Origin of the sequence: Aequorivita sp. CIP111184 (assembly GCF_900489465.1) — a bacterium.
Lineage (GTDB): Bacteria > Bacteroidota > Bacteroidia > Flavobacteriales > Flavobacteriaceae > Aequorivita.
This window is the reverse complement of sequence record NZ_UEFQ01000026.1, coordinates 37,849-64,118: the sequence shown is the minus strand read 5'-3', so window position 1 is coordinate 64,118 and position 26,270 is coordinate 37,849. Positions and strand designations below refer to the sequence as shown.

The window sequence follows — 26,270 nt, the reverse complement described above, 5'->3', positions numbered from 1 at the left end:
AAATCTATGATGAAAAAATTATCCCTATTATTTATTGTTTTTGTTTCAGCATTAAGTTTTGCACAAACTGAGGATGCTCTTGTTATTTTTGAAGCGAAGGATCCTGCCACAGTTACTGCTGCATTGAGCAATCCGATTAGTATTTTAACCCAAGCAGCACTAGATAGAAAAAATGCTCAGGGTATTGCAATTGATGACCGTGATGTGCCTTTAAATGAAGCATACAAAGCTCAAATTGAAGCCACTTCAGGAATTACCGTACTGGCAAAATCAAAATGGTTAAACGCTGTTTATGTTCGTGGAACTGAAACCAATATAAACAACCTTTTAAACCTTCCTTTTGTTGTCGATTTGGAGTTTGCTGATAAGACTTTAAACAGGCCTACTGCAGGAAAACAATTCACAAAAGACAAATTTGAAGTGGAAAACCAATTTCCATCAAGACCTGTATATAACTACGGGAGCGCAACCAACCAAACCGAGATGATCAACGTAGATTATCTTCACGAAAATGATTTTACAGGACAAGATATAATCGTAGCTTTTATGGATAATGGCTATCCAAACGTGTTAAGTAATCCTGCTTTTGCAGATCTTCGAAATGATGGAAGACTATTGGGTTGGTATGATTTTGTTGCCCGTGAAGAAAGTCCAGATGGTACCGGAAGTCACGGTGCTGGAACTTTTAGTGACGCTGCAGGATTTTTAAATGGTCAGTTTGTAGGTACTGCTCCTGGTGCATCATATTACCTTTACGTTACAGAAGATGACAATAGCGAATCTCCTGCTGAGGAAGCATACTGGGTTGAAGCTTTGGAACGCGCCGATAGTTTGGGCGTTTATGTTACCAATACCTCATTAGGTTATCAAGCATTTGACAATTCAAGTTTTGACCACGATTATTCAGACTTGGATGGACTAACTACTATTGCAGCTAGAGGATCAAATGTAGGTTTTGATAAGGGCATGATAAATGTAACCTCAGCCGGAAATGATGGAAATGGTTTTGGAAAAGTTGCAACTCCTGCAGATGCAACTGGTTCATTTACAATAGGTGCGGTTGATGCTGGTGAGAATTACGTATCTTTCAGTTCACGCGGTCCCAATGCAGCAGGTGTTATTAAGCCAGACGTAATGGCCAAAGGTCGTGATGCAGCTATAGTTAGCCCAAATGGAAATGTAACTACCTCAAGCGGAACTTCTTTTAGTTCCCCAATTACCGCAGGAGCAGTAGCTTCTTTATGGTCAGCTGTTCCAAATTTGAAAAACGATGTAGTGATGCAAGCCATTCGTGAGTCTGCTGATAGATATAACAATCCAACAGATGAATATGGTTATGGCGTTCCAAATTTTGGAGATGCTTTAAATGCATTATTACTTTTAGGAAATGAACAATTTCTTCAAGAAAACAATTTCGCATTATACCCTAATCCTGTAACTACGCAAATAAATATTTCTTTCCCTAAATCTGCTGAAGATGCGGAGTTTGCACTTTACAATGTTTTAGGTGAAAGAATACTTCAAACAAGAATTACTTCATTGAAGAATAGTATTGATGTTTCAGGTCTTTCCTCTGGAATGTACATTGCATCAATTACTTCAAACAACAAAACAACGAGTTATAAAATTATTAAAGAGTAGTGCAAAACCGGGTTACCGAACTTTTTAATATTCAATATCCTATTATTCAAGCCGGAATGATTTGGAACAGCGGTTGGCGACTCGCCAGTGCTGTTTCAAATGCTGGCGGCTTGGGGCTTTTGGGTGCAGGCTCGATGTACCCAGAAATACTTCGCGAGCATATTCTTAAATGCAAGCTTGCTACAAATAAACCTTTCGGCGTAAATGTGCCGATGCTCTATCCTGATATTGATAAAATTATCGATATCATTATTGAAGAAGGTGTAAAAATAGTAATCACCTCAGCGGGAAATCCCAAAACATATACTTCAAAATTAAAAGAACACGGAATTACTGTTGTTCACGTGGTTAGCAGTGTAAAATTTGCATTGAAAGCTCAGGAAGCAGGAGTTGATGCCGTTGTTGCTGAAGGTTTTGAAGCTGGCGGGCATAATGGCCGCGAGGAAACTACTACGTTTACGCTAATTCCCATGGTAAAAGAGCAATTGGACATTCCTTTAATTGCCGCTGGCGGAATTGCAAGTGGCCGTGGCATGTTGGCCGCAATGGTTTTAGGTGCAGATGGTGTGCAAGTGGGTAGCCGTTTTGTTGCTTCGGATGAAGCGTCCTCGCATCAAGCTTTTAAACAAATGGTGGTGGATGCCAAAGAAGGCGACACTCAACTTACTTTAAAAGAACTAGCTCCTGTACGGATGCTAAAAAATAAGTTTTTTGAAAGTGTGATACAGCTTTATAGTACCAATCCTACCAAAGAAGATCTTATAAAACACTTAGGGCGTGCTCGTGCTAAACACGGTATGTTTGAAGGCGATTTGGAAGAAGGAGAATTGGAAATTGGTCAAATAGCGGGTCTTATCCATGATATAAAACCTGCTGCACAGATTCTGAAAAATATGATTGACGAATTTGAAATTGCCAAAAAAGAGGTATCCAAACTTTAAGATTTTTTTTAAAATATTCTGAAAATAAAAAACCCTTTCGAAGTTAATCGGAAGGGTTTTCTTTTTAAAAAATCCTAACGCTTATTCCTTAACAAGTCGTTTCGTTGTCTGACCGTTTTCCCCTTGAATAATTACAAGCTAAGTAGCGGCAATCATTTCAGAAACATCAATTGTTTGTTGTATTCCCATATTTCTTAAGTCGATTGATTTTATCATTCTTCCTCTTATATCGAAAATACTTAGTTTTTCAAATAAAATACTCTCTGGGTTTCCAATTGTCACTGTATTCATGGCTGGGTTTAGATACATTTGCAAGCTTCCAATATTAGCACTGTTATCGCCAACACCCAGTATAGTTTCCACAGTAAGCTCAAGCTCACAAGTAGTTGTATTGCCGTAATCATTCGTTGCTGTTAACTCATTAATAATATTCGTAGAAGTTTTGCCATATCCCTTTTCAACTTCATTTGCATTGAGTGGACCAACAACAGTTGGTATTGTAATAGCTTCTTCACCATGGTAATGCTCATTATGAGCATCCATAATGCTGCAGGAAACAGTCCAATTATCTTTGTCTATAATTTTTCCAGTTGAAGCATTCACCCAGAAGTTCCACCAGTCTGAGGAAGTTGTTTCAGCTATGGAAAGCTCCAAACCAATTGAGTCCCTTCATCTTTTTTATAGTAGTACATTAATTTAGTTGGAATATCTAATTTGGTTTGCTACCGAAGCAATAGCAGCTCGGGCATTTAGAGCCTGAGAATTATCCTTAAGAGTAGCCTGAGCATCAGCTAAAAAGTTATTGTGTTGGGTTAAAACCTTACCCGTTTTATCAAAATTAATGCTAGATTCAGTACCGTATACCTCTAGGCCATTAATAGCTTGGCGTAAATATACGTGTCGGATATCACTTTTTTTACTTGTGTTTTTATTCGTAATTACATACGAATCGCTCTTTTGAGCAATGAGTTTTTCCAGCGAAATGGTTGATGGCTGCGTGGCCAATCGAGCAGACTCCTTTTCTTTTCTGGGTTTTTATGCTACGCAGATAGTTGAATAGTCAGCAGGCACAACACCATCAATCAATAATAGTGTTGATTTTTTCATTTGGAAATTTGATTTTAGTTAGTTATATAAATTTATAATAAAATCGTAATAATCAGACATTTGTCATCATAAATTTCAAAAATGAATTTTTTCCAAAAAAAATAGGCACAAAAAAAAACCTCCCGTTTGGGAGGCTTTGTCTTAAAAAAATTGTGTGTATTAAAGTACTTTTACGTTAACCGCATTCAATCCTTTTTTTCCTTCTTGAAGATCAAATTCTACTTCGTCACCTTCACGAACTTCGTCGATTAGGCCTGAAATGTGTACAAAATGTTCTTTGTTTGTTCCTTCTTCAGTGATAAAACCAAATCCTTTAGTGTCGTTGAAAAATTTTACTGTTCCTTTGTTCATTGTATTTAAATAAATAATTAATATAAGCGGCAAAGATAGTATTATTATTGATAAATAAGCTTTTTAAGATTATTTATTTTAAAAACTAAAAAATTTGAAGCATTTCGCTGTTTTTAACAATACAATTATTAATACTATAATTTTCAGGTAAATTCTTCATTTAACTACTTAAATTTTTTCTTTTTTTGCTTTCAATTTTATCATTTAACCATTTTGGATAATCAGCACTATCTTCGGCTTCTAGTATAGTTACCGTTTTCTGGATATCTGTTTTTAAAAGCTCCTTCTGTTTCATGTTTAAAATTTCCCCCGCCGTTTGTAATCCCGAATAACCGGCACCGGCAACACCGTGGCTCACTATACTGGCGCCACATAAGTATAGGTTTTTTATTTCACTTTTCGCTTTATAAGCAAATGGGCCTATTTGGGTAAGTTTTTTTTCGGTTCCGTAAACACTTCCTCTTGTTGTATTTATATAGTAGTCATTGGTAATTGGTGTTCCTAATTCTTTATGAACAATATTTTCTCTAACGTTGGGCAACACTTTCTCCAATGTTTTTATCATTTTCTCAGTAAGCAATTCTTTAAATTGAAGATATTCTTGGGATCGAGATTCTTTTTCATTTTTGAATTTTTCAAAAATTTTATAATCCAAATAAGTTATGGCTTCAATACTGTGGTGCTTCCCATCAAAACTAGAAGGATCTTTTAAGGTCGTGCAGCTAATGAACATTCCCTCAAGTGCATCATCATTTGTTATATCTGGCATCATCATTCGCTCATACACCGTATCCATATCTTCGTTGGGCATCAACCAAATATTTCCAGAATCGATTCCCGAAGCTCTTAAATCCATATCTACCGTAAGAAAAAGCATAAGAGATGTACAGGAGTACTTTGTTTTATTAAGTTTTTTCCGCAATCTTTTGCTTAAATGTTCTTCTCCAATAAATTTTTGATAAGTAATATTTGGATCTGCATTTGAAATAATACGCTTTGCAAACAACTTCTCCCCGCTTTCCAATTCAACACCAATAGCTGTTTTTATCTTTGTCCCTTCTAAAAGGATTCTTTTAACCGTCTGCTGTGTTTTTACTAAACCTTTATTTTTTTTAATAACAGTTGTCATTGCCTTTACAATGGCTGCGCCGCCTCCACACGGATAAAAACCTCCATTAAAATAATGGTCCATAACCGCACAATGTAACGGAAAACTGGCTCTCGCTGGTGCAAGCCCATGATCACCAAACTGAATATTGAGGATTTTTTTAAGTAACGGATCTTTAATATGCCAATCAATAACCCTTTTGAGGCTGAAAAGTGCATATTTACCCATATTCTTGGTACGAAAAGGAATCGTTAAATGTTGCCAAAACCCTTCAACATTGGGAAGTAGTTGCAATTCCGAACTTACATTTTTGACTAGATTTAAATATTTTATTATGTTTTTTTCTTCCTTTGGAAACCTTTCAACAAGCGAAGCTAATAAATCATCAAAATTTCCTGGAAAGTCGAAACGTTCATCTCCAATATAAGCGTGCTCGTAAGCAGAAGGATTCATTCTGAAAAAAGTAAGATCGCCCGCAATACCCAATCCTTCATAAAGCTGGGCAGTGGACTGTCCTTTTTCCAAAAGACCGACGTAATGAACTCCGGGCGTAAAGCGATGACCATTTAAATAAAAGCTGTGGCACCAACCACCAGGGACGTCATGCTGCTCCAAAACCAAAACCTTTTGGCCAGCGCGAGATAGACATATAGCAGCGGAAAGCCCGCCAACGCCACTTCCAATAATAATAGTGTCAAATTGTTGTTCTGAGGAACTAGAAAAAGTACTTTCCAACCTTATAACTCTGTTTAAATTTTTCTAACTGAATTTAAACAAATCTATGATTTTAATTCAAAAGGGGCTCAAACCTAGTCAGAAATATTATAATTCAACCACCACTTGATTTTTAAGAATATCCTCAAAGGTTTCCCTCTTTCTAATTAAATGCGCTTTTTCTTTATACCAAAGCACTTCGGCAGGACGATAACGAGAATTATAGTTGCTTGCCATTGTGAAGCAATACGCACCAGCATTGTGAAACGAAAGAATATCACCTTCATGAAGTTCTGGAATACGGCGGTTGTTTGCGAATGTATCGGTTTCACAAATATATCCCGTGACCGTGTAAAAACGATCCCTCCCATGTGGGCGGGAAACGTTTGAAATTTCATGCTGAGAACCGTAAAACATTGGGCGGATCAAATGGTTGAAACCGCTATCAACTTGTGCGAAAACTGTAGAAGTTGTTTGTTTAATAACATTCACTTTTACTAAAAACTGGCCAGCTTCACTTACCAAAAACTTACCAGGTTCAAAAGCCAGCGTTAGTTTTTTACCGTATTTTTTACTGAATTCATTGAAACGTTTGGTCAGTTTTTTTCCAAGTTCCTCCACATTTGTTTCAATGTCTCCTTCTTTATAAGGTACTTTGAAACCGCTTCCGAAGTCAATAAATTCAAGGTTTTCAAAATTTTCCGCTGCATTGAAAAGTATTTCCGAAGCGTAGAGGAACACATCAATATCAAGAATATCACTACCCGTATGCATATGGATTCCGTTTATATTCATGCCGGTATTTTCAACAATCCTTTTCAACAATGGCATTTGGTGGATTGAAATCCCAAACTTACTATCAATATGTCCCACGGAAATATTTGCATTTCCACCCGCCATAACGTGGGGGTTTATTCGAATACAAACAGGCGTTTTTGGATGCTTGGTTCCAAATTGTTCCAAAATTGAAAGATTGTCAATATTAATCTGCACACCAAGTTTTGCAGCCTTTTCTATCTCTTCTAAAGAAATCCCATTGGGCGTGTAGATAATGTCTTCGGGTTTAGCGCCAGCTTCTAAGCCAAGCATCACTTCTTGGATTGAAACCGTGTCTAAACCACTTCCCATATTAATGAGTAATTTTAATATCGAAATATTTGAAAGTGCTTTTACCGCATAATTTATTCTCAAACTTTCTACCTTATCAAAAGCGCTGGTTAGACGTTTATACTGCTTTTCAATTTTAGCGGCATCATAAACATAAACAGGGCTTCCGAATTCTTTGGCAATTGCCAAAAGGTCTTGATTTTTCATCTGGACAAAATATTTGAGATATAAGAAGATGGAATGCCCAAAACATCCTCGATTAGTCTAATAATTTTTAATGGGCATTTCATGGTTTTAAGAATAAATTTTAAAAATTAAGGCGTAAAAATAGGGATGTCTTCAGAAATACTTCATTAATAAATACTTAATTTTTCATTTTAGCAAATCTTTAATCTTCTAGAAGTACAATGCTTTAAAAAACATTAGTGCATTCCTGTTACATTTGTTATTTTTGCAATCCATAAACAAGTACAAAACCGCTACTATGAATTTACACGAATATCAGGGAAAAGAAATTTTAAACAGTTTTGGCGTTGAGATACAGCGCGGTATCGTTGCTACTACCCCAAAAGAGGCAGTTGAGGCAGCAAAAAAACTTACCGAAACAACCGGAACAGGCTGGCACGTTATCAAGGCGCAGGTTCACGCTGGTGGTCGTGGTAAAGGCGGCGGTGTAAAACTTGCAAAGAATTTACAGGAAGTTGAAGATATTGCTGGAAATATAATCGGGATGAACCTGGTTACTCCGCAAACCTCTGCCGAAGGAAAAAAAGTACATCAAGTTTTGATAGCTGAAGATGTTTATTACCCAGGCGATAGTGAGCCAGAAGAATATTACATGAGTGTTCTTTTGAACCGTTCCACAGGAAGAAATATGATTATGTACTCTACCGAAGGTGGAATGGATATTGAAACAGTTGCCGAGGAAACACCTCATTTAATTTTTACTGAAGAAATTGACCCAGCCGTTGGCATTTTAGGATTTCAAGCGAGAAGAGTTGCTTTCAACCTTGGATTGAGCGGAAAGGCATTTAAGGAAATGACAAAATTTGTTACTGCGCTTTACACAGCTTATAACGAGTCTGATTCTTCCCTATTTGAAATAAACCCGGTTTTAAAAACCAGTGATGATAGAATTATCGCGGTTGATGCAAAAGTGAGCATTGATGACAATGCACTTTTCCGTCATAAAGATTATTTGGAAATGCGTGATATTCGCGAAGAAAATCCGGTTGAAGTTGAGGCAAAGGAAAAAGGTTTAAATTATGTTGATCTTGACGGAAACGTTGGCTGTATGGTGAATGGTGCTGGGCTAGCAATGGCAACAATGGATCTTATTAAACAAGCTGGTGGTGAGCCTGCAAACTTTCTTGACGTAGGTGGAACGGCAGATGCAGAACGTGTTGAGGCAGCTTTCAAATTGATTTTGAAAGACCCTAGCGTTAAAGCAATCTTAGTAAATATTTTCGGTGGAATTGTTCGTTGTGACCGTGTGGCACAAGGAATAGTTGATGCATATAAAAACATGGGAACCATCAATGTACCAATCATTGTGCGTTTGCAAGGTACCAATGCAGATATTGCAAAAGAATTAATTGATAGTAGCGGTTTGGATGTTCAGAGTGCTATTGAATTTCAAGAAGCTGCAGATAAAGTTAAAGCAGTGCTTTCTTAAGACTTTATTTTACAGAAAAGCCCTTCGCATTATGCAAGGGCTTTTTTTTTGACCTTTTTTAATATGGAAAAAAATTCAAAAGCCCTTCTTAGCGATTTAATTAATATGGTAATGGCCGACGGAAAAATAAACGTTTCCGAATTGGAGTTTATTCAAAAAATAGCGCGGCGAATGGAAATTTCCAATCAAGAGGTTATCGATCTTTTTGAAAACCCCCAACCATCACAGATTTTATTTAGTGAGGTTGAACGCATAACCCACTTCTATAAGTTAATGTTGGTAATGAATGTGGATAACGAAACCCACGAAAAGGAAGTGATCGCCTTGAAAAATTTTGGATTAAAAATGGGTATCCGCTCAGTTGTAGCTGATCAAATCCTTAGAAAAATGGATCAATATGATAATAAGTTGGTTCCTGCGGAAGAACTACTGAAAATTTTCAAAATATATTACAATTAGTCTGAAGCCATATTCTCAATGGCAATTTCATCCTTTTTTGAATCAAATGCTTTCTTTGCTTGTTTCAACAATGTTTTCATTTCATTCTTCACTGCATTGCGGTATTCCTCCGAGGCAGCAGGCTGTACTTGAAGATATTTCAACATCCACAATAATTTTTCAACCATAATTGGATCATGCTTGCAATAGGTTCGCAGTGAGGCCATCACATTATAAATAAGCTCCTCAAAGCTAACGACTGCAATTTTAAGGGTAGCCTTTTCATCTTGCACAATAACCCCGTTATCCTTTTTTTGCATTCTTAATGCAAAGAGATCTGTAAGATAATCAATGGCATTTATTGCTGTTCCCGGGTCATTTATCCCTGGCGACATTGCCTTTACGGCAATTTCCGTAATTTGTTTGAAAGCCAATATATAGTTATCTTCAATCAACTCACCTCTCGCAAAGCTTATATTGGAAATAATAGAATCTACTATCTTTTCATCAAGTTTCTTTTCAGACTTTATAAAAACGCTATTCTTCAAAACAAAAAATCCTTTTGGAACTGTTAAATAGATCTTGGTTTTTTCTTCTTCACAAATATTCAAAATATTCATTATTGAAATATTCTGAAAATAGCCGCTGCGCCCCGCTTTGTATTCATACCAATTGTCTGTATTTGGAAAGTCATTATTTGCGCTATCCTCAGATTCTATTAATTTTTGAAGCCTTTTTTCAGCACTCTGAAAAATATTATCCAGAATATTGTTTATCTGTATGCTTTGCGAAATATTATGAATAAAATAGATAAAAGCCGCTAAGCATAGAATTGTAAAACCAATACCCAAAAGAACCGAAAACCCAGGAAGTGTATATTTCTTTTCGCTAGGCTCTATGGAAAAAAGCGTAAAAATATTATATAGAATTGTTGCCATATAAACACCCAGAATAAGTTGATGACGCTTATCGCTAATCAACCCAGGAAGTAAACGCGGAGAATAGTTGTTAGAGGCTTGACTAAGCAATAACATAACCATAGAGAAACTGAAAACCATCAAGGAAATTAATCCACCAAGACAAGCACTAAGTACGGTTAATGCCGTGTCACCATCTTCTACCATCAATAATGGAAACACATCCATTATTTTTCTTGAAATGCCATGTTGCTCCAAGTAAATCATTAAAAGAGCTACGAGAAAACCAGAGAATGCCAATAAAGTTGGATAAAATGCTATTTTACTCTCAATGGTGTTGAAGAAATCAAAAATACGAATGAAGAGTTTTTTCATAATTCAAAGTTAGTACTTTTTAAAAGTACTGAAACCCATATAAAATTCTTAAAAAGGAATTAAATATTCTGAAAGCCATTATTGAAAATGTCAAAAAGTCATACAAAATTATCGAAAATAAGTCAAAATGTCCTAATTTAAATATTGGAATTATTATTGAACATTGATCTGCAAACAGTGATAAATAAAAATATTCAAATATGAAAACAGTTAGTAAAAATAACATTTGGTTACCAGGACTTTTGGATAATTTTCTACTTGAGAATAAGTTAGATGCCTTTAATAAGAATTATGAAACATTTAGCATTCCAGCAGTAAATATTACTGAAAATTTCCCGAATTTTGTAGTCGAATTGGCTACGCCAGGATTACAAAAAGAAGATTTTACCATTGAAATTGAGGAAGATACCTTAAAAATAGCTTCCAAAAAGGTAGAAAAAAACAAAGACGAAAACAGTGATTCCCGTTCTTTAAAACAGGAATTTAATTATAAGGGTTTTGAGCGTTCTTTCAAGCTCCCCGAAAATATTAAAACTGAAGACATTCAGGCCCATTACGAAAATGGTATTTTAAAGATTACGCTTCCAAAGATGGAAGAAAAGAAAGCATTGAAGAAAATGGTTGAGATTTCATAATTGAAATTTAATTTGGTTAGTTAGTTGAAAATGACCGCGTGCTACTCAATCGGTGCGCGGTTTTTTCATGGGGTTACCTAGGCCCTCTTCTCCTTTTTCCACCTGTAGTTTTTTGTTCCCTTTTTAAATTTCTTTCCTCTCGCCTTTTTACTTCGGGCTTTATCGTTTCTTCTATTTTTGGTCTATTACTTCTATCATATACTTTAGGTAAACCATCGCTATCTTTTACAGCCTCTCTTAATGTTTTCAATTCTTCTGGGGTAAGATCGCGCCACTCACCAACTGGCAAATCGCCCAATTCCAGATCCATTATTCGAATGCGTTGCAAAGCCACAACTTCATAACCCAAATATTCACACATTCTTCTTATTTGGCGATTTAAGCCTTGCACCAAAATAATTCGAAATTCAAACCTACTTACTCTTTCAACTTTACAACGTTTCGTTACCGTTTCTAAAATAGGAATTCCTGAGCCCATGCGTTTTACAAATTCATCCGTAACATGTCTATCAACTTTAACGATGTACTCTTTTTCATGTTTATTTCCAGCACGGAGTATTTTGTTTACAATATCACCTTCATTAGTCAATAGAAGTAGCCCTTCACTGGGCTTGTCCAATCTCCCCACAGGGAAAATCCGCTCGGGATGTTTTACAAAATCTACAACATTATCATCAAACCGAGTATCTGTTGTGCAAGTGATTCCCACTGGTTTATTCAACATTATAAATACTTCTGTATTGTTTTCCTTGATAAGTTTTCCATCTACACGCACCTCATCTTCTGGCATTACTCTGTCTCCGAGCCCACTTTTTTCATTGTTTACAGTTACTAGTCCCTTTTCAATTAAAGTATCGGCTTCGCGGCGGGAACAGTAACCGCTGTCGCTTATTGCTTTGTTCAATCTTACGGAATCTGGATGATGCATCTCTTTTTTTTGTAAAGATACTATTTATGAAGCGCAAAAGGAAAAGGTTAAAATTGATTTAATTGCTACTTCAAACTTTATGAAAAATTGTAGTTTCAACAAAAATTTTAAAAATGGCAATTCTCGGCTCTATAATTAAAACCGCTATAGATTTACGCGGAGCAATCGTTTCAGAAAAATCACCGGTTGAATCTCAGCGTGAAGTTTTAAGAAATCTGCTTGAAAAAGCGCGCAATACTGCTTTTGGGAAATACTATGGCTTCTCAAAAATCTTGGAAGCCGACGATATTCAAAAATCATTTTCTGAAAATATTCCCTATTTTGATTATCACGAAATGGAAACTGAATGGTGGAGCAAGACGCAAGAAGGTTTAGAAGATATTAGTTGGCCTGGAAAACCTAGCTACTTTGCCAGAAGCAGTGGTACTACCGGTAAGTCTTCAAAGAGAATTCCTGTAACTGATGATATGATTGAAGCAATCAGAACTACGGGGATAAAACAGGTTGGCGCACTAACAAATTTTGACATTCCTTCAGATTTTTACGAAAAGGAAATAATGATGTTGGGCAGCAGCACGAATCTTGAAAAACAGGATCAATTCCTAGAAGGTGAGATTAGCGGTATAAGCGCAAGCAATATTCCATTTTGGTTTCGCGGGTTTTACAAACCAGGCGAAAAAATAGCACAGATGGAAGATTGGGACAAAAAGGTGGAAACCATTGCCAAGCGCGCTCTTGAATGGGACATAGGTGCTTTAAGCGGTATTCCCTCTTGGATGGAATTAATGCTTAAAAAAGTAATTGAACATCACGACGCAAAAACAATTCACGATGTTTGGCCTAATTTAAAGGTATATACATCTGGCGGTGTGGCTTTTCAACCTTATGAAAAAAGTTTTAATCAACTTCTCTCACATCCTATTACAATTATTGACACATATTTAGCCTCAGAAGGTTTCTTGGCTTTTCAAAATCGTCCTGAAACAACTTCAATGAAATTGGTGACTGACAATGGAATTTATTTTGAATTTGTCCCCTTTAAACCGGAATACATTAATGAAGATGGGTCGCTTTCAAAAGACGCCCCAGCTTTAACCCTTGCTGAAGTAGAACCCAATGTAGATTATGTTTTAATTATCACTACCGTTTCTGGTGCATGGCGTTATTTAATTGGAGACACTATTGCATTTACAGATGTTGAAAGAGCCGAAATAAAAATCACAGGTCGGACTAAATTCTTTTTGAATGTAGTTGGTTCACAATTGTCGGTTAACAAAATGGAAGTGGCTTTACGCGAAATGGAGGAGAAATTCGATATTAAAATTCCTGAATTTACACTTGCTGCGGTAAAGATTGATGGCGAGTTTTACCATCATTGGTATCTGGGAACTGAAACTGAAATCAATTCTGAAGAAATAGCCAGTGCTTTGGACGAAGCTTTAAAAGAAGCTAATAAAAATTATGCAGTCGCACGATCAAAAGCATTGAAGGGCGTAATAGTAAACACTATAAATCCAGAAGTTTTTCACGAATGGAACGCCAAGAATAAAAAGAAGGGCGGCCAAGTAAAGATGGAAAAAGTGATGGCTGAAGAAAAATTTAAAGCTTGGGAAAAATTTGCGAAATCACAGAAACCCTCAGAATAATTAATCCTCCATTTCAACAATTTCGGGTTCTTTCTCTACTTTATTCTCATTGATAAGTTCCATTACCTCTTCCGGAGAAATATATAATCTACGGATTCGGTCTTTGTACTTTTCTGAAAGATTGGCATTATCGAGAATGAAGTTTTTCGTTTTTAAAATGTAATCTCCCATGCCGTGGGCAATCGCGTAAGTATCTGCTGTGCGCTCCACCTCTTTAATATGAGCTGAAGAGAAAAGATACTTTATTCCAAATATTAACATCCCCAGATTTGTGCGTTCGCGATAATCCATAACATGACCCAATTCGTGACCAATCCAACCCACTTTTACTTCCGAAGGAATATCGTCCATTGTAAACTTCTCACCTTCAATTTGAATTCTTTTACTTATCAGAATTAAGTATTCGCGATTCTGCTTTGCTTTAAAAAAACTCGCAAACCGCGGTTGGGCCTGCATGGTAGATTTTTTAATATCATCTTTGAATTTGAATTCAATTGCTGTATCGTATAATTCTGGGTAAAAAGAAAGAGCCTCAATTACTTCTTTTTTGATACTTTCAGGAATTATTTTATTGTCTAAATTGATGCTTTGTGTTTGGGTCATAGAGAGGGTAAAGTACAAAATAGGTTTTATGAGTGACGTTAAAAGCATTATAAAATATATCGGTTTTACGTTATCGGTTATCGTTTATTTCTAGGCTCTAAGATTAAATTTCTTGTAATTGTTTCTGAAATGTATTTATTTTATCACGAAGCTTGGCAGCCATCATAAAGTCTAAATCTTTTGCAGCTTTTTCCATAGCTTTGCGAGTATCTCGGATTTTCTTTTCAATTTGGGCCTTAGTTAAATATTCGGTTTCGGCTTCTGCAGCAAGTGATTCTGCAGATTCAAAAGTATATGCGGTCTGCTTGGATTTTGTCAATGAATTTTCAAAAGATTTTTTAATAGCTGTTGGGGTAATGCCGTGCTCTTCGTTGTAGGCAATCTGCTTTTCTCTTTTATAAAGTGTATTGTCAATGGTTTGCTGCATACTCTTTGTTATTTTATCAGCATACATAATTGCTTTTCCATTTAGATTTCTGGCGGCGCGGCCTACGGTTTGCGTAAGCGAACGGTTGCTTCGTAAAAAACCTTCCTTGTCGGCGTCTAAAATTGCTACCAATGAAACTTCTGGTAAATCAAGACCTTCACGCAATAAATTCACTCCCACCAACACATCAAAAAGTCCAAGACGCAAATCCTGCATAATTTCCACACGCTCCAAGGTGTCCACATCACTGTGAATATAACGTGTTCTAACTTGAACGCGGATCAAATATTTGGTTAGTTCCTCCGCCATTCTTTTGGTTAGTGTTGTTACCAAAATACGTTCATCCTTTTCTATCCTAAGATGTATTTCTTCGAGCAAATCGTCAATTTGGTTTAAACTGGGACGCACTTCAATAGGAGGATCAAGTAAACCTGTGGGACGGATAATTTGTTCCACATAAACACCTCCACTTTTTTCCAATTCATAATCGGCCGGGGTTGCGCTAACGTAGATTACTTGGTTTTGCAGTGCTTCAAATTCCTCAAATTTCAACGGACGGTTGTCCATGGCAGCGGGCAAGCGGAATCCATAATCCACCAAATTTTCCTTGCGGGAACGGTCACCTCCATACATCGCACCTACTTGTGGGATGGAAACGTGGCTTTCATCTACAATCATTAAATAATCCTTCGGAAAGTAATCCAACAAGCAGAACGGACGCGTGCCCGGCAATCGTTGGTCCAAATAGCGCGAATAGTTTTCAATGCCGCTACAATAGCCAAGTTCGCGAATCATTTCAAGGTCAAAATTGGTGCGTTCCTCCAAACGTTTTGCCTCCAAATGTTTACCGATTTCTTTGAAATATTCAATTTGTAAAACCAAATCATCCTGTATTGAACGGATAGCGCCCTGCAAGACATCGGGCGAGGTTACGAACATATTTGCGGGATAAATGTTCAAGCGGTCGTACTTCGCTTTTATAGTATTGTTTAGTGGATCAAAAACTTCAATTTCTTCAATTTCATCACCAAAAAAGTGAATTCGGTACGCATCATCGGCATAGCCGGGGAACACATCTACCGTATCTCCTTTAATGCGGAAACGGCCGTGGTTGAATTCTGCTTCCGTTCGGGAATAGAGGCTTTGCACCAAACGGTGTAACAATTTAGTTCGGGAGATGGTCTGCCCTTTTTCCAAACTGATCACGTTTTTTTGAAACTCCACAGGGTTTCCGATACCGTACAGACAGGAAACCGAGGAAACTACCAACACATCCCTCCTACCCGAAAGCAAGGACGAGGTGGTACTGAGACGCATTTTTTCAATCTCTTCGTTTATGGAAAGATCTTTTTCAATATAGGTACCACTACTGGGAATAAATGCCTCTGGCTGGTAATAATCGTAATAGGAAACAAAATACTCTACTGCGTTTTCTGGGAAGAGGTTTTTAAACTCCGTGTATAATTGTGCTGCCAACGTTTTGTTGTGTGCCAGCACTAAAGTTGGCTTTTGAACCTGCTGCACCACATTGCCCACGGTAAAGGTTTTCCCGGAGCCAGTAACACCCAATAGGGTTTGGTATTTTTCGCCAGCTTCTAGGCCTTCCACCAAAGCTTTTATGGCTTGGGGTTGGTCTCCAGCAGGCTCAAATTCTGAGGATATTTTAAAGTTCATGTATTCTTTTTCATTGCGCTACAAAAGTAGTGAAAATAGAAGTGAATAGATAGTCGTGAGTAGTTAGTATTGAGTAAAGAGAGTTTTGGGATTTTGATTGAGACTCTGATTACATGAGCGGAACGCATGCACTTGTAGGGTAGTTATTTATTAAATCCAATAGGGCTATTACCCTTCCCATTATTTATTAGTTCTTTTTTTAAACTTTCAAATTCATCTAGCGTGATAATTTCTCGGTCCTTTAACCAAGATATATTCATTAATTGAGGTTCAAGAGGCATGTCTAGATCAATTGTTCCATATTTTAGTTTAAGGTATGAGGTTATTCTATTTGATAGCTCCCTTAAAAATTCATCAAACTCTTTTTGATTTGGTTTCGCTTTTAACAATTCAATATACCCATGATTTATAGTCGGGATCAATACCAAGTTTTTAGATTTAACATAAGTAATTATCGCGCTAAAAAATGTAAGTATGAAAATGAAAAGCGCAATACCAAACCATCCCTCATCTTTATAATTGTCTGGGTTCAATAAATAAATGATAAAAAACCCACCAAACAGGAAAGAGATTATTAACATTAAATTGTCTGTCTTTTTTTGAAAGATAAGCTTAGAGATGTCAATTTCTTCATAAGAAATATTCAATTCCTCAGAGCTGGTTAAGTCCGATGATTTAATGTTTAATTCTCCTTTATTCATTGTAAACTCTCTTCGTAGAAAGAGTTTCCTTTGTAATAGAGTCATATTCTTTCTTTAATTAAACACTAAGTGTTGGCATTAGATTAGTTGGATTATTTAAGCGTCTAATTTAGCAAATAAAAACTGACTCGAAAATCTGCGAGGCAAAAGCGGAACGCTTGCGCTAGTGGGGGAAAATTTCATTTTTAGAGATTATATATATTAATATGTCAGTCTACCATTACAGGATTGAATTTAATGTTTTTCGGATAGGCACCGACGTTAGGAATTACGCGTGGATTTGGATGCAGTCCAATCCGCCGTAATTTCGGTTAAGTATTGTTGTAGGTAGTTTTTTTATTACACCATACATATCCTATAAGTCCAATTCCAACAACTGTCATTAAAGTTTAATTTCAAATATAGCACAAAACCCAACTACTTCCCCACCACAGCCACCAAGGTTTCCACCTTATTTTTCAACTTCTTTTCCTTCGACATCGTAGCAATAAACATTTAACGGCAGCTTGGGGGACATAGCTTAACCACCAAAGAAAAATTATTCAGAAAGGATTTTTTTTTGCAAGCACTCTAATATTACATCAAAAAAATACTGCACGGATTACGCTTCTGGATCTCTTCTAAAAACCTCGACCAAATTAAATATCAAGATACAGAAAAACACCCAAATTAATCCTGCAATATATCCGCCAGCAATGTCAGAAGGAAAATGTACGCCTAGGTAAATACGGCTAATACCAATGCTCAGGATAACAAGGCATAATAAAAGAATGATACTATATTTGAGCCAACTTTTCATTTTGAATCTGTAAAAAAGATAAATTAAAAAGCCATAAAATGCCATGGCGCTCATAGCGTGGCCGCTTGGGTAACTTAATGTTTCTACGGAAACTAAATGCTCAATTCCAGGTCTTGCACGATCTATAAACCTTTTTAGCATAGTGTTTGAAATGGAAGCCAAAAGCAACACTAATACGGTTTGAGCAATGTAGCGCCAGTTTTTAAAAAACACCCATGAAACTATTAATGCAAGAATGAGTACAACTAGATAACCGTAAAAATCCCCAACATTAGTCATAAAAATAAAATATTGAGTGAGCGGAGGGCTTCGGTGGGCAATGAAAAAGTCAGTAATCTGCCGGTCATATTTGACTAGCATGTTTTCCTTTAATGTTTCAGTTAGTTCAATGAAAAGGTTTAATCCGCCAACAACTACAATAAATGCAACAATAACGATAAGAATATAAGGCAGTTTAGGATTATCCTTATGAAAGGTACGCCACAGAAAGTTTCTGAAATTCTTTATAAATACTATTAGGGATTGTCTCATTTTAAAAGGCAAAATTTAAAGATAAATACATTTTTGGTATTAGCACTTGAAAGCTCAAAGTGGATTATAAAAAAACCCAAAAAAGACTCCAAACTGGGGTCTTTTTGAGTTAATATATTTTAAATCAAAAGAATTTTAAATTTTTTGACAACCTATTTAGAAGAAAGGATTTCAATCTTTTGTATTTTCGGATCCTCTGAGAGCAGTGTGCTGGCATTGGCCATCAAGGCTTTTGCTATATCGCCGTTAAGGTGTGCCTCGCGGCCTTCTTCATTTTCAAAAGTATCAAATATTCCGAAGGTGTTGCTATCTATTTTAAAACTGTACCACGTAAGCGTTTTGTTCTCTTGACGGGCAAGATCTATAGCGCCTTTTATAAATGATTCTACTTCTGCTTCTTTACCTGTTTTAGCCTTTAGCGTAGCCAATAATCCTAACTTTTTCATTGCTTAATATTTTTTATAATTAGTAATTAATAAAGATAAATAGCTTGATTTTAAAAGTCGTGAAGATTGTGTTAAGGTGTGGCGCTGTTCTTATTCAATAAGGTTTTCGCTTCAATCCATTTGCTCAAATACTTTGTGCTTTGCAAACTGTGGTGCTGCAGGATTTGTCCTATGAAGTTTTCTTGGCGATGTTTTTCAAGATTTTTAGAAAGAGTGCGAACGTGTTTTTTAAAATCTTCGGAAAAAAGATCTTTTAGAAAGCGCTTTTGAATGATTTCGAAACCATTTTGTCGGGCTTCCTTCCAAAGTTTTTCATCAGTATATAATTTTATCGAAGCATTTATAAAGTCTTCATTTGAAGTGGTAATGCTTCCGCCGAATTGAAATTCCCCGCACATACCTTCAACTCCTACTTTTGTGGTTACAGAGGGCAATCCAAAGTGCATAGCATCCAAAAGTTTGCCTTTTAGTCCTGCGCCAAATCGCAAAGGTGAAAGTTGTAAGCGATAATTTTTCATAACCGTTTCCACATCTGCTGCCCAACCTTTAATTATAAATCCATCTTTTTTATTGTTAAGCTGAAGAATTTGTTGAGGCGCATAGGCTCCATATATATGAAGTTCTGCCTTTGGAAGTTGTTTTTTTATCTCTGGCCAGATTTGCTTTAGCTGCACGACCGAATCAACATTTGGTGCGTGCAAGAGATTACCGATAGCTAGAAAATTCTGTCGGTCTTCAAAAGAAGGAATTGATTTTTCTTCTGAAAAGGTTTCGACCAAAAAAGGCAGGTAGTAAAGTATTTCTGAAGAAATATTAAACGTATTTTGAAGCAATTCCATCTCATATTCCGAGATGATTAAAGACAGATCACAACGTAAAATACTTGCCAATTCACGTTTGGCATTTTCAGAAAAAAGATTTGCTTCGGAAACAGCATTGCCTCTTTTTATTGCTTCTTCCCTAGCCTTCCGCAGAAAATGTAAATCTTCGGTGTCGAGTATTTTTAAAGTTTTAGGACAATTTTCAGAAACCCGCCAACCGAATTGTTCTTCGGTAATGTAGCGATCAAAAATGACGGTTTCGGGATTTAATTCTTTTATAAATTCATCAAAAGAAACATCATTTAACAGAATATTTTTTACTGAAATATTTCGCTTTTGGAGATTAGCAGTTCTTTCAGAAATAGCGGCGGTACTGGCAAAAGTGATTTGGTAATGCTTTTCAGCAAACAATGCAACCAATTGCATCATTCTGTTTCCCGCAGCGGTGGTGCTAGGTTCTGGAAAGGTGTGGCCTATTATTAAAAGTTGTTTCAATTTTTGGATTTCAAGTTTGGAGTTTCTGGTTTCTTTACAGATTTTTCAGTAAACTTTTATATTCTCTATAGATTTACAAAATTACATAAAGAATGACAGCGTTTAACCACAGTTGTGTTTTCTATGATAGAAATTGAAATCCTTAACTGGGGTTTCTTTAGTTAAATTGAATGCAAAATAATTTAAAAAACCTTCCTGAAAGTTATTCCAGAAAGGCTTTTTAAATTTGGTCAATTATTGAAAGTGCTTAGTTCACCTTCAAATTATTTTTAGTTACTTGTACTCCCTAAATTACCTCCCCTTAAAACAAGAGGAGAGGTAACTATTAAAGGCTAATTAAATAATCATTCTTACTCTTTTATAATTTTATAGGTACCTGTTTGGCCATCTACCTCAACTTTCATCACATAGATGCCAGAAGCAAGTGAAGAAATGTTGAGGGATGGACTTTTCTGTTTTGGAGAAGATTGCAGTACTTCCTGCCCCAACAAAGAATATATTGAAACATTTTCAATGGTATTTTTTGCGGAAAGATTTACAATATCTTGCGTTGGGTTTGGATAGAAAGTGAAATCTTTTAAACTGTTTTGTTCCACACCCAAAGTAGACTTACGATCAAAGTAGAGATTATAGCCGTATCGAATTCCTGTACTAACATCTGTTCCTGCAAAGGCCACACAAGGCAATTCGTCTTCGGTCTCTGCAATTACCGATGGAAAGCCTTCAAAAACATCTTTATTGGCATCGGCTACTGGTTCAAAAGAGTCAAAACTGGTACCGTTAAAGGTCAATGATCTATTGGTGTTATTTTCGGACTCGTCTATTCTATTACGAACATAGGCGGTGCGGATTATTTCAGTATCATTAGTTTTACGCACCCAGCTGTCTGGTTGCACAATACTCCAATCGCCTCCACCACCTGCGGGATAATTATTGAACTCAGCAAAGCTTCCACCATTTTCACGGATATATCCTTTTGCGTCATAATTATCTGTAGTTCCCGCATTCCTAGATGAAGTAAAGATAATTACCTTATCTGAAGCAGGAGCATATCTAGCAGCGCGAATAGTGGGATTAAGAGACTCCAATGTCGAGCCGTTAACAATATTGTCATTATTTTCCCAGGAACCCGGATCGTTACTGCTGGAATTAAATTTAGCATATAAACTACCGCTAACACCTCCAATAAAAGTGGTATAGCTTCCGCCATCCCTTCCGTATGCAAAATCCAGTTGTCTTGCACATGTGCCCAGATTGGTTTCATCTACCCAATCAAATCCATAACTGCCAGCCGTACTTCTTGCTGAAACCAACAAATCTCCATCACTACAGCCTCCATCTGTCTTTAAATAGGTAGCATAAACTCGCTGTCCAGAAGTGCTTCCCGGATAGTTCCTGTCCACTCCAAAATCGGTCACATCCGTACTAACAATATCGTTATCAACATCTTTTGTAGCCATATTAATTCTTACGGCAAAGAACAATGAATTTTCGTCCAACATATAAGCAAGCAGATAATTATCACCGCTACCATCTATGGAGATGGTCTCAATTTTCTCAAAAACTGTGTTATTGAATACGATACTTTTCCATAGCTCAAAAGAAGTACCGTAATCTGTAGAGCGATAGACATAGAGGTTTGCATCGGTTCCTACATAGTTTTCGAAGGCGGTAACATAGATATCACCATTATTACTCGAGACATCCATATCTAAGCCATCAATAAAACCCTCGCGTAGGAGACCATCGCTATCCCAATCTTGAGGAGACCTTGATTCGTCATAACTTCCTTCAGACATTGTTGGCAGGCTCACATTTCCGGTTTCAGTAGGCTTATAAAGTGCGGCTACTGCAGGATCTACTTCCTGCCACGCATTTTTAATGGCAAGTCGGTTGGCATTGATTTCTGCCGCCGTTCCATTATTTTCAAGCTGGTTAGTCTGTAAGTACAAGGCCTCGAGCTCTGGTGTTCTTTCGGGAATTACCATTTGGCTTCCACTAAGATCTGTTTGAGCAATACCTGTGAAGACACAGAGGGTGCACATTAAAAAAGTAATTACATTTTTCATGATTTCTGTTTTTTAAAATTAATTTTAGTTTATTTCACTTTAATAATTGAGGAGTTTTTTTCTACGTGATCGTAAACTTGATAAAAATCTGTAGTCTAGTTTGCGGCGAAAATATTTTTGCACCGAAAATTGTTATCCAAAAAAATCTTAAGATTCTTCAAAAACTTTAAGAAGAGCCTTCGTTTTGTAGAAGTTTTTTTCATAATTGCAATGATTTGGATTTTATATTTGTAAGAATTAAGATACAAACTTACCCATATAGATCTCTCAATAAAACCCACAGCTAGCATTTGGCAAGGATCAATTAGAATTCGGGAAAAAGTAGAAAAGCACACCGAATACTAAATAAAAGCTACCGAATTCTAAAAAACTCAGGAATGTAGCAGATAGAATAGTATTTTAGTAAACTGATGAAAATTCGACTTTTATTAGCGCTTTGTCTTTTAGCCAATTTGACACAACTTTATGGTCAAATTAGGGTCGATTCTATGGCAAATAAACTTCCGCTGGTTAATAATGAATTTGTCCAAGCTTTAGAAACAGCTTTAGAAACTCCTTTTGAAGCCATCAGGAAAAAAAACAATTGGAAGCCTTATGATGCTTCATACAAGGCAAAACCAAACACAGCGCTTTGGTTAAAATTTCAGCTTGAAAACCGAACGGAAGATACACTTCACAGCTATTTATACAGCTTAGACCATTTTACTACCATTTATCAGCAAAAAGGAGAAAATTTTAAAACCTTTAAAAACGGCACGTTCGTACCGTTACCGGAACGTGCAAATAAATCGATAGACTTTTTTACAGAATTAACTTTGGAGCCTTTTAAAAAGTCACAGTTTTATGTTAAGCTAAATGCCAACCATTTTACGGGAATACTCAATTACCCTATTATTTATAGTGACAAAGGCCATTTTAACTATTTTCAAAACAATTATGAATACCAATCAAACGAGATAGCATTTATTTATTTTTATATCATTTCGTTGATTACCATTATCATTTTTATGGTGGTATTTTGGCTACGGCTATCTGCAAACCTTTACCTGTATTATTTAGGCTATCTTTTTTTTCAACTCATTTATGGATTTATAGTGCTAAGAAGCACCTTGGCGCCGGTTGGGAATTTTTTTGAATATTTCCCAAAGCTTTCCTATAATCTAAATGAGCCCGTACAATTCGCCTTTATTGGGTTTTATATTTTTTTCATTATAAACTTGCTAACTGTAGAAAAATATGACAAAGCATTGGCGCGAGCCCTGAAATATTTAGGTTACGCTTGTTTTATATATGCCATATCCCGTTTTCTCATCGCGCAATTTTTTTATGATGCGTATTTAATGGTTCTTGTTTTTACGATAGTGAGAATAATTATTCTTCCATTAAACTTCGTTTTGATTTTTTGGATAATATTCAAGGTGAAACATCCCTTATTAATCTATTTCATTGTTGGACAATCGTTCTTTTTTATTGCTGCCTTATCGGCTTCCTATATTGGTTCTGCCGGATTGCAATATTCATCAGACAGCATCTTTGGTTTTAATGAATCGCCAAATATTATTTTTCAAATTGGGCTATTGATAGAGGTTTATTGCTTTTCGCTGGCTTTGGGGGAAAATGTAATTCTACTTCAGAAAGAAAAAGAAATTGCCAATGATGCCTTGATAACACAATTACAGGAAAACAAGCTTTTACAGGAAAATATGAATCTGGAACTGGACAAGCAGATAAGTGAGAAAACGGCAGAATTAATCAAGCTTTATTCTAAAATTGAAAAGGAAAAAGAGCAAAAAATAAAGGACGATTTTACCCAAAAAATAAAAGAAACCGAAATGGTTGCATTGCGCTCCCAAATGAATCCACATTTCATTTTTAACAGTCTAAGCGCGATTAAACACTTAATAATGACTTCCAGGAACGATGATGCCGTAAAATATCTTGATGATTTTTCCAGCCTGCTTCGTGGCATACTAAAAAACAGTAATCTAAAAAAAATAACTGTTGAAGAGGAACTAGAAATTTTAGAACTTTATTTATCCCTTGAAGAAAACCGTATGGGAACAGAATTTAGTTACAGCATTCAATATGTTTCCAAAGAAGCGCTTTCCCAATTTCAAATTCCCCCATTATTATTACAACCTTTGGTGGAAAATGCCATTTGGCACGGATTGCATCCCAGCTTAAAAATTAAGAAGAAACTCAACGTAATCTTCGACACCACAGAAAATCTACAGATAATAATTGAAGACAACGGCATAGGCAGAAAAGAAAGTGGAAAGAAGAAAAAACTACACGAATCTATGGGCACAACCATTGTTCAAGATCGGTTAACACTTTACAACCACTTAAATGATCAAGCAATTCACTTTAAAATTATAGATCTAGAAAACGAAGGAAGGGCGTTGGGAACTAAAATAATATTAACTTATGAAGATTAACTGATGACGAAAATAATTATAATAGACGATGAAAAGCACTGCACGAACGTGCTGCAGAATTTAATAGAAAAAACACATTCTGATTATACCATAACGGGCATTTTTAACAACCCGCTTCAAGGATTGGAGTTTATCAAGAAAAATCCGCCTGATTTATTATTTTTAGATATTGAAATGCCCAATTTAAATGGTTTCACTTTGTTAGACAATCTACTTCCAATAGATTTTGATATTATATTCACCACCGCTTATGATCAATATGCTATAAAAGCATTTCGCTACAGCGCAATCAATTATTTACTGAAACCGATCACAGAAAAAAATATTGTAAAAGCATTCTCAAATTGGGAGAAGCGAAGAAATAAAACAAGCGAAAAGCAATGGCAACTATTTCATAACCAATTGCACAATCCCAAAAAGGAATGTTCACAAATTGCATTGCCAACGGGTGTAGGTTACAAAATTGTAGAAATAAAAAATATTGTCCGGTGCCAATCAGATAGTAATTACACCAACATTTTCTGTAAAGACGGAAACAAAATCCTAATCAGCAGAACCTTAAAGGAAATTGAAGAACTACTTACAGATCACGGATTTTTTAGAGTGCACCAATCACATTTAATAAACCCACAATTTGTAAATGGAATATTAAAACAAGACGGTGGCAGTTTAATTATGAACGATGATATAGAAATACCTGTATCCAGACAAAAGTCAAAACAGATAAACGAAATTTTAAAAATGATGATTCGGTTTAAGTAACGGTTTAGCTTCACTATTTGTTTATAATCTGAAAAAGCAGATTTGTTTTTATACAAAAAAAGCACAGCGTATATCCGTGCTTTTCTATCTGAAATTCTTTAAAATAATCTAGAAAGTATATCCAGCAGAAACCTGAAAAACATTGCTCTGGTTTTTATAGCTATATGTTACGCCTTCTTCCGTATAATCCTCATTTACGTTCAGCAACCCTTTATTATAGCGAAGGCTAAAAAACACGCCCATATCTAAACGGTATGAAGCGCCTATTCCAAATGCGGCATCAAAGGTTTTGTATTCATCTTTAATGTCAAAATCGTCTGTCTTTGCAGATACCAATACGCCAAATACCGGTCCTGCCTCTGCGCTAAGACCTTCAATAATATAATATTTTGCCAATACGGGAACACGAACGTAATCTAACTTTATATTGTTGCCACCACTTCCGAAGCTCCAATCTGATCCTTCTGAGGAGTACAATAATTCTGGTTGTAATGCAAGTTTACCCATTAAAGGAATTTCTGCAAGACCACCAATATGGAAACTTGTTCTTGCTCCCAAGCTTCCAATGCCGTAACTATCGCCACCTAAGGATGCAACATTTAAACCCAATTTCGCCCCTAAACGAAACTCTTGTGATTGTGCTGCATTAAAAGATAATACCGCAACTGCAAAAAATAATACTAATTTTTTCATAATAAATCTAAATTTGATGTTGATTAATACCAATAAAAAGAATTTCTGACAATTAAGCTACTTTCCTTTTTATATGATTCAGTTTTGTTTAATAACGGGCAAATCTATTTAACCCTTTGGCAGAACACAACCGTTACTTAGCATACAGTAACTATGGCTTAGAATTCGGTTTTTTTATAAAATGGCTTCAAGAAATCTTCACAATAAATTTGATATTTCCCACACTTT

23 protein-coding genes are annotated in these 26,270 nt (G+C 36.1%); 8 read left to right on the top strand and 15 right to left on the bottom strand.

Translation table 11 applies throughout. The features are described 5' to 3' along the window. The first annotated feature begins 6 nt into the window (after positions 1-6). Entirely contained in the window at positions 7-1,641 is a 1,635-nt protein-coding gene (locus AEQU1_RS12175) for a S8 family peptidase (RefSeq protein WP_111881526.1), read from the top strand. Then, positions 1,641-2,582, top strand: coding sequence for a nitronate monooxygenase family protein (locus AEQU1_RS12170; protein ID WP_111881525.1), 942 nt, complete (start codon positions 1,641-1,643; stop codon positions 2,580-2,582). Before AEQU1_RS12175 ends, AEQU1_RS12170 begins: the two co-directional genes overlap by 1 nt. A 138-nt stretch (positions 2,583-2,720) precedes the next feature. On the opposite strand, the gene AEQU1_RS12165 is transcribed toward AEQU1_RS12170, so the two are convergent. The 5 genes from AEQU1_RS12165 to lysA all read right to left on the bottom strand — a co-directional run bounded on the left by AEQU1_RS12165 (position 2,721) and on the right by lysA (position 7,176). Further along, on the bottom strand, positions 2,721-3,236 hold the full coding sequence (locus tag AEQU1_RS12165) for a hypothetical protein (RefSeq protein WP_111881523.1): 516 nt from the start codon (positions 3,234-3,236) through the stop codon (positions 2,721-2,723). 42 nt (positions 3,237-3,278) lie between these two features. Further along, positions 3,279-3,587: a hypothetical protein gene (locus tag AEQU1_RS12160; RefSeq protein WP_111881522.1), complete on the bottom strand. Its 309-nt coding sequence runs from the start codon at positions 3,585-3,587 to the stop codon at positions 3,279-3,281. 261 nt (positions 3,588-3,848) lie between these two features. Further along, positions 3,849-4,040 carry a cold-shock protein gene (locus AEQU1_RS12155; RefSeq protein ID WP_026451656.1) on the bottom strand — a complete coding sequence of 64 codons (192 nt, stop codon included), beginning with the start codon at positions 4,038-4,040 and terminating at the stop codon, positions 3,849-3,851. 160 nt (positions 4,041-4,200) lie between these two features. Beyond that, positions 4,201-5,883, bottom strand: a complete 1,683-nt coding sequence (locus tag AEQU1_RS12150; RefSeq protein ID WP_111881520.1) for an NAD(P)/FAD-dependent oxidoreductase — start codon at positions 5,881-5,883, stop codon at positions 4,201-4,203. A gap of 87 nt (positions 5,884-5,970) precedes the next feature. Next, positions 5,971-7,176: a diaminopimelate decarboxylase gene (gene lysA / locus AEQU1_RS12145; protein ID WP_111881518.1), complete on the bottom strand. Its 1,206-nt coding sequence runs from the start codon at positions 7,174-7,176 to the stop codon at positions 5,971-5,973. 277 nt (positions 7,177-7,453) lie between these two features. Between lysA and sucC the strand changes: the two genes are divergently transcribed. After that, positions 7,454-8,644: an ADP-forming succinate--CoA ligase subunit beta gene (gene sucC / locus AEQU1_RS12140; RefSeq protein ID WP_111881517.1), complete on the top strand. Its 1,191-nt coding sequence runs from the start codon at positions 7,454-7,456 to the stop codon at positions 8,642-8,644. Between the two features lie 63 nt (positions 8,645-8,707). Continuing rightward, positions 8,708-9,103, top strand: coding sequence for a TerB family tellurite resistance protein (locus AEQU1_RS12135; protein ID WP_111881515.1), 396 nt, complete (start codon positions 8,708-8,710; stop codon positions 9,101-9,103). Here AEQU1_RS12135 and AEQU1_RS12130 read toward each other — a convergent pair. Then, positions 9,100-10,374 (bottom strand): DUF2254 domain-containing protein, encoded by a 1,275-nt coding sequence (locus tag AEQU1_RS12130; RefSeq protein ID WP_111881513.1) that lies wholly within the window; start codon positions 10,372-10,374, stop codon positions 9,100-9,102. The genes AEQU1_RS12135 and AEQU1_RS12130 overlap by 4 nt on opposite strands. A 200-nt stretch (positions 10,375-10,574) precedes the next feature. Between AEQU1_RS12130 and AEQU1_RS12125 the strand changes: the two genes are divergently transcribed. Then, positions 10,575-11,009, top strand: a complete 435-nt coding sequence (locus AEQU1_RS12125) for an Hsp20/alpha crystallin family protein (protein ID WP_111881512.1) — start codon at positions 10,575-10,577, stop codon at positions 11,007-11,009. A gap of 73 nt (positions 11,010-11,082) precedes the next feature. On the opposite strand, the gene rluF is transcribed toward AEQU1_RS12125, so the two are convergent. Continuing rightward, positions 11,083-11,937: a 23S rRNA pseudouridine(2604) synthase RluF gene (gene rluF / locus AEQU1_RS12120; protein ID WP_111881510.1), complete on the bottom strand. Its 855-nt coding sequence runs from the start codon at positions 11,935-11,937 to the stop codon at positions 11,083-11,085. 113 nt (positions 11,938-12,050) lie between these two features. On the opposite strand from rluF, the gene AEQU1_RS12115 reads away from it, so the two are divergent. Further along, on the top strand, positions 12,051-13,583 hold the full coding sequence (locus AEQU1_RS12115) for a GH3 auxin-responsive promoter family protein (protein ID WP_111881508.1): 1,533 nt from the start codon (positions 12,051-12,053) through the stop codon (positions 13,581-13,583). On the opposite strand, the gene AEQU1_RS12110 is transcribed toward AEQU1_RS12115, so the two are convergent. From AEQU1_RS12110 to AEQU1_RS12080, 7 genes are all read right to left on the bottom strand, one after another. Then, complete coding sequence (locus tag AEQU1_RS12110; protein ID WP_111881506.1) at positions 13,584-14,234, bottom strand: hypothetical protein; 651 nt, start codon at positions 14,232-14,234, stop codon at positions 13,584-13,586. A 55-nt stretch (positions 14,235-14,289) separates the two neighbouring features. Then, positions 14,290-16,287 (bottom strand): excinuclease ABC subunit UvrB, encoded by a 1,998-nt coding sequence (uvrB, locus tag AEQU1_RS12105; protein ID WP_111881505.1) that lies wholly within the window; start codon positions 16,285-16,287, stop codon positions 14,290-14,292. A gap of 143 nt (positions 16,288-16,430) precedes the next feature. Further along, positions 16,431-16,988 carry a hypothetical protein gene (locus tag AEQU1_RS12100; protein ID WP_111881503.1) on the bottom strand — a complete coding sequence of 186 codons (558 nt, stop codon included), beginning with the start codon at positions 16,986-16,988 and terminating at the stop codon, positions 16,431-16,433. Between the two features lie 601 nt (positions 16,989-17,589). Beyond that, positions 17,590-18,318, bottom strand: coding sequence for a phosphatase PAP2 family protein (locus tag AEQU1_RS12095; RefSeq protein ID WP_111881501.1), 729 nt, complete (start codon positions 18,316-18,318; stop codon positions 17,590-17,592). A 152-nt stretch (positions 18,319-18,470) separates the two neighbouring features. After that, complete coding sequence (locus AEQU1_RS12090; protein ID WP_111881499.1) at positions 18,471-18,764, bottom strand: putative quinol monooxygenase; 294 nt, start codon at positions 18,762-18,764, stop codon at positions 18,471-18,473. Between the two features lie 71 nt (positions 18,765-18,835). Further along, positions 18,836-20,080 carry a glycosyltransferase gene (locus AEQU1_RS12085; protein WP_111881498.1) on the bottom strand — a complete coding sequence of 415 codons (1,245 nt, stop codon included), beginning with the start codon at positions 20,078-20,080 and terminating at the stop codon, positions 18,836-18,838. 350 nt (positions 20,081-20,430) lie between these two features. Then, positions 20,431-22,149 carry a T9SS type A sorting domain-containing protein gene (locus AEQU1_RS12080; RefSeq protein WP_258455290.1) on the bottom strand — a complete coding sequence of 573 codons (1,719 nt, stop codon included), beginning with the start codon at positions 22,147-22,149 and terminating at the stop codon, positions 20,431-20,433. 488 nt (positions 22,150-22,637) lie between these two features. On the opposite strand from AEQU1_RS12080, the gene AEQU1_RS12075 reads away from it, so the two are divergent. Then, complete coding sequence (locus AEQU1_RS12075) at positions 22,638-24,587, top strand: histidine kinase (RefSeq protein WP_258455289.1); 1,950 nt, start codon at positions 22,638-22,640, stop codon at positions 24,585-24,587. Positions 24,588-24,590: 3 nt separating this feature from the next. Next, positions 24,591-25,349: a LytTR family DNA-binding domain-containing protein gene (locus AEQU1_RS12070; protein ID WP_111881493.1), complete on the top strand. Its 759-nt coding sequence runs from the start codon at positions 24,591-24,593 to the stop codon at positions 25,347-25,349. 108 nt (positions 25,350-25,457) lie between these two features. Here the strand turns inward: AEQU1_RS12070 and AEQU1_RS12065 are convergent, their stop codons facing one another. Then, on the bottom strand, positions 25,458-26,042 hold the full coding sequence (locus tag AEQU1_RS12065) for a porin family protein (RefSeq protein ID WP_111881491.1): 585 nt from the start codon (positions 26,040-26,042) through the stop codon (positions 25,458-25,460). Positions 26,043-26,270: the final 228 nt, after the last annotated feature.

What these genes read in the sequence shown, in the direction of transcription:
- AEQU1_RS12110 (WP_111881506.1), bottom strand. Translation starts at nt 14,234, where the DNA reads ATGCTTTTAACGTCACTCATAAAACCTATTTTGTACTTTACCCTCTCT.
- AEQU1_RS12095 (WP_111881501.1), bottom strand. Translation starts at nt 18,318, where the DNA reads ATGAGACAATCCCTAATAGTATTTATAAAGAATTTCAGAAACTTTCTG.
- AEQU1_RS12090 (WP_111881499.1), bottom strand. Translation starts at nt 18,764, where the DNA reads ATGAAAAAGTTAGGATTATTGGCTACGCTAAAGGCTAAAACAGGTAAA.
- AEQU1_RS12070 (WP_111881493.1), top strand. Translation starts at nt 24,591, where the DNA reads ATGACGAAAATAATTATAATAGACGATGAAAAGCACTGCACGAACGTG.
- lysA (WP_111881518.1), bottom strand. Translation starts at nt 7,176, where the DNA reads ATGAAAAATCAAGACCTTTTGGCAATTGCCAAAGAATTCGGAAGCCCT.
- AEQU1_RS12080 (WP_258455290.1), bottom strand. Translation starts at nt 22,149, where the DNA reads ATGAAAAATGTAATTACTTTTTTAATGTGCACCCTCTGTGTCTTCACA.
- AEQU1_RS12155 (WP_026451656.1), bottom strand. Translation starts at nt 4,040, where the DNA reads ATGAACAAAGGAACAGTAAAATTTTTCAACGACACTAAAGGATTTGGT.
- AEQU1_RS12135 (WP_111881515.1), top strand. Translation starts at nt 8,708, where the DNA reads ATGGAAAAAAATTCAAAAGCCCTTCTTAGCGATTTAATTAATATGGTA.
- AEQU1_RS12100 (WP_111881503.1), bottom strand. Translation starts at nt 16,988, where the DNA reads ATGAATAAAGGAGAATTAAACATTAAATCATCGGACTTAACCAGCTCT.
- uvrB (WP_111881505.1), bottom strand. Translation starts at nt 16,287, where the DNA reads ATGAACTTTAAAATATCCTCAGAATTTGAGCCTGCTGGAGACCAACCC.
- AEQU1_RS12075 (WP_258455289.1), top strand. Translation starts at nt 22,638, where the DNA reads ATGGCAAATAAACTTCCGCTGGTTAATAATGAATTTGTCCAAGCTTTA.
- sucC (WP_111881517.1), top strand. Translation starts at nt 7,454, where the DNA reads ATGAATTTACACGAATATCAGGGAAAAGAAATTTTAAACAGTTTTGGC.
- AEQU1_RS12115 (WP_111881508.1), top strand. Translation starts at nt 12,051, where the DNA reads ATGGCAATTCTCGGCTCTATAATTAAAACCGCTATAGATTTACGCGGA.
- rluF (WP_111881510.1), bottom strand. Translation starts at nt 11,937, where the DNA reads ATGCATCATCCAGATTCCGTAAGATTGAACAAAGCAATAAGCGACAGC.
- AEQU1_RS12065 (WP_111881491.1), bottom strand. Translation starts at nt 26,042, where the DNA reads ATGAAAAAATTAGTATTATTTTTTGCAGTTGCGGTATTATCTTTTAAT.
- AEQU1_RS12130 (WP_111881513.1), bottom strand. Translation starts at nt 10,374, where the DNA reads ATGAAAAAACTCTTCATTCGTATTTTTGATTTCTTCAACACCATTGAG.
- AEQU1_RS12125 (WP_111881512.1), top strand. Translation starts at nt 10,575, where the DNA reads ATGAAAACAGTTAGTAAAAATAACATTTGGTTACCAGGACTTTTGGAT.
- AEQU1_RS12175 (WP_111881526.1), top strand. Translation starts at nt 7, where the DNA reads ATGATGAAAAAATTATCCCTATTATTTATTGTTTTTGTTTCAGCATTA.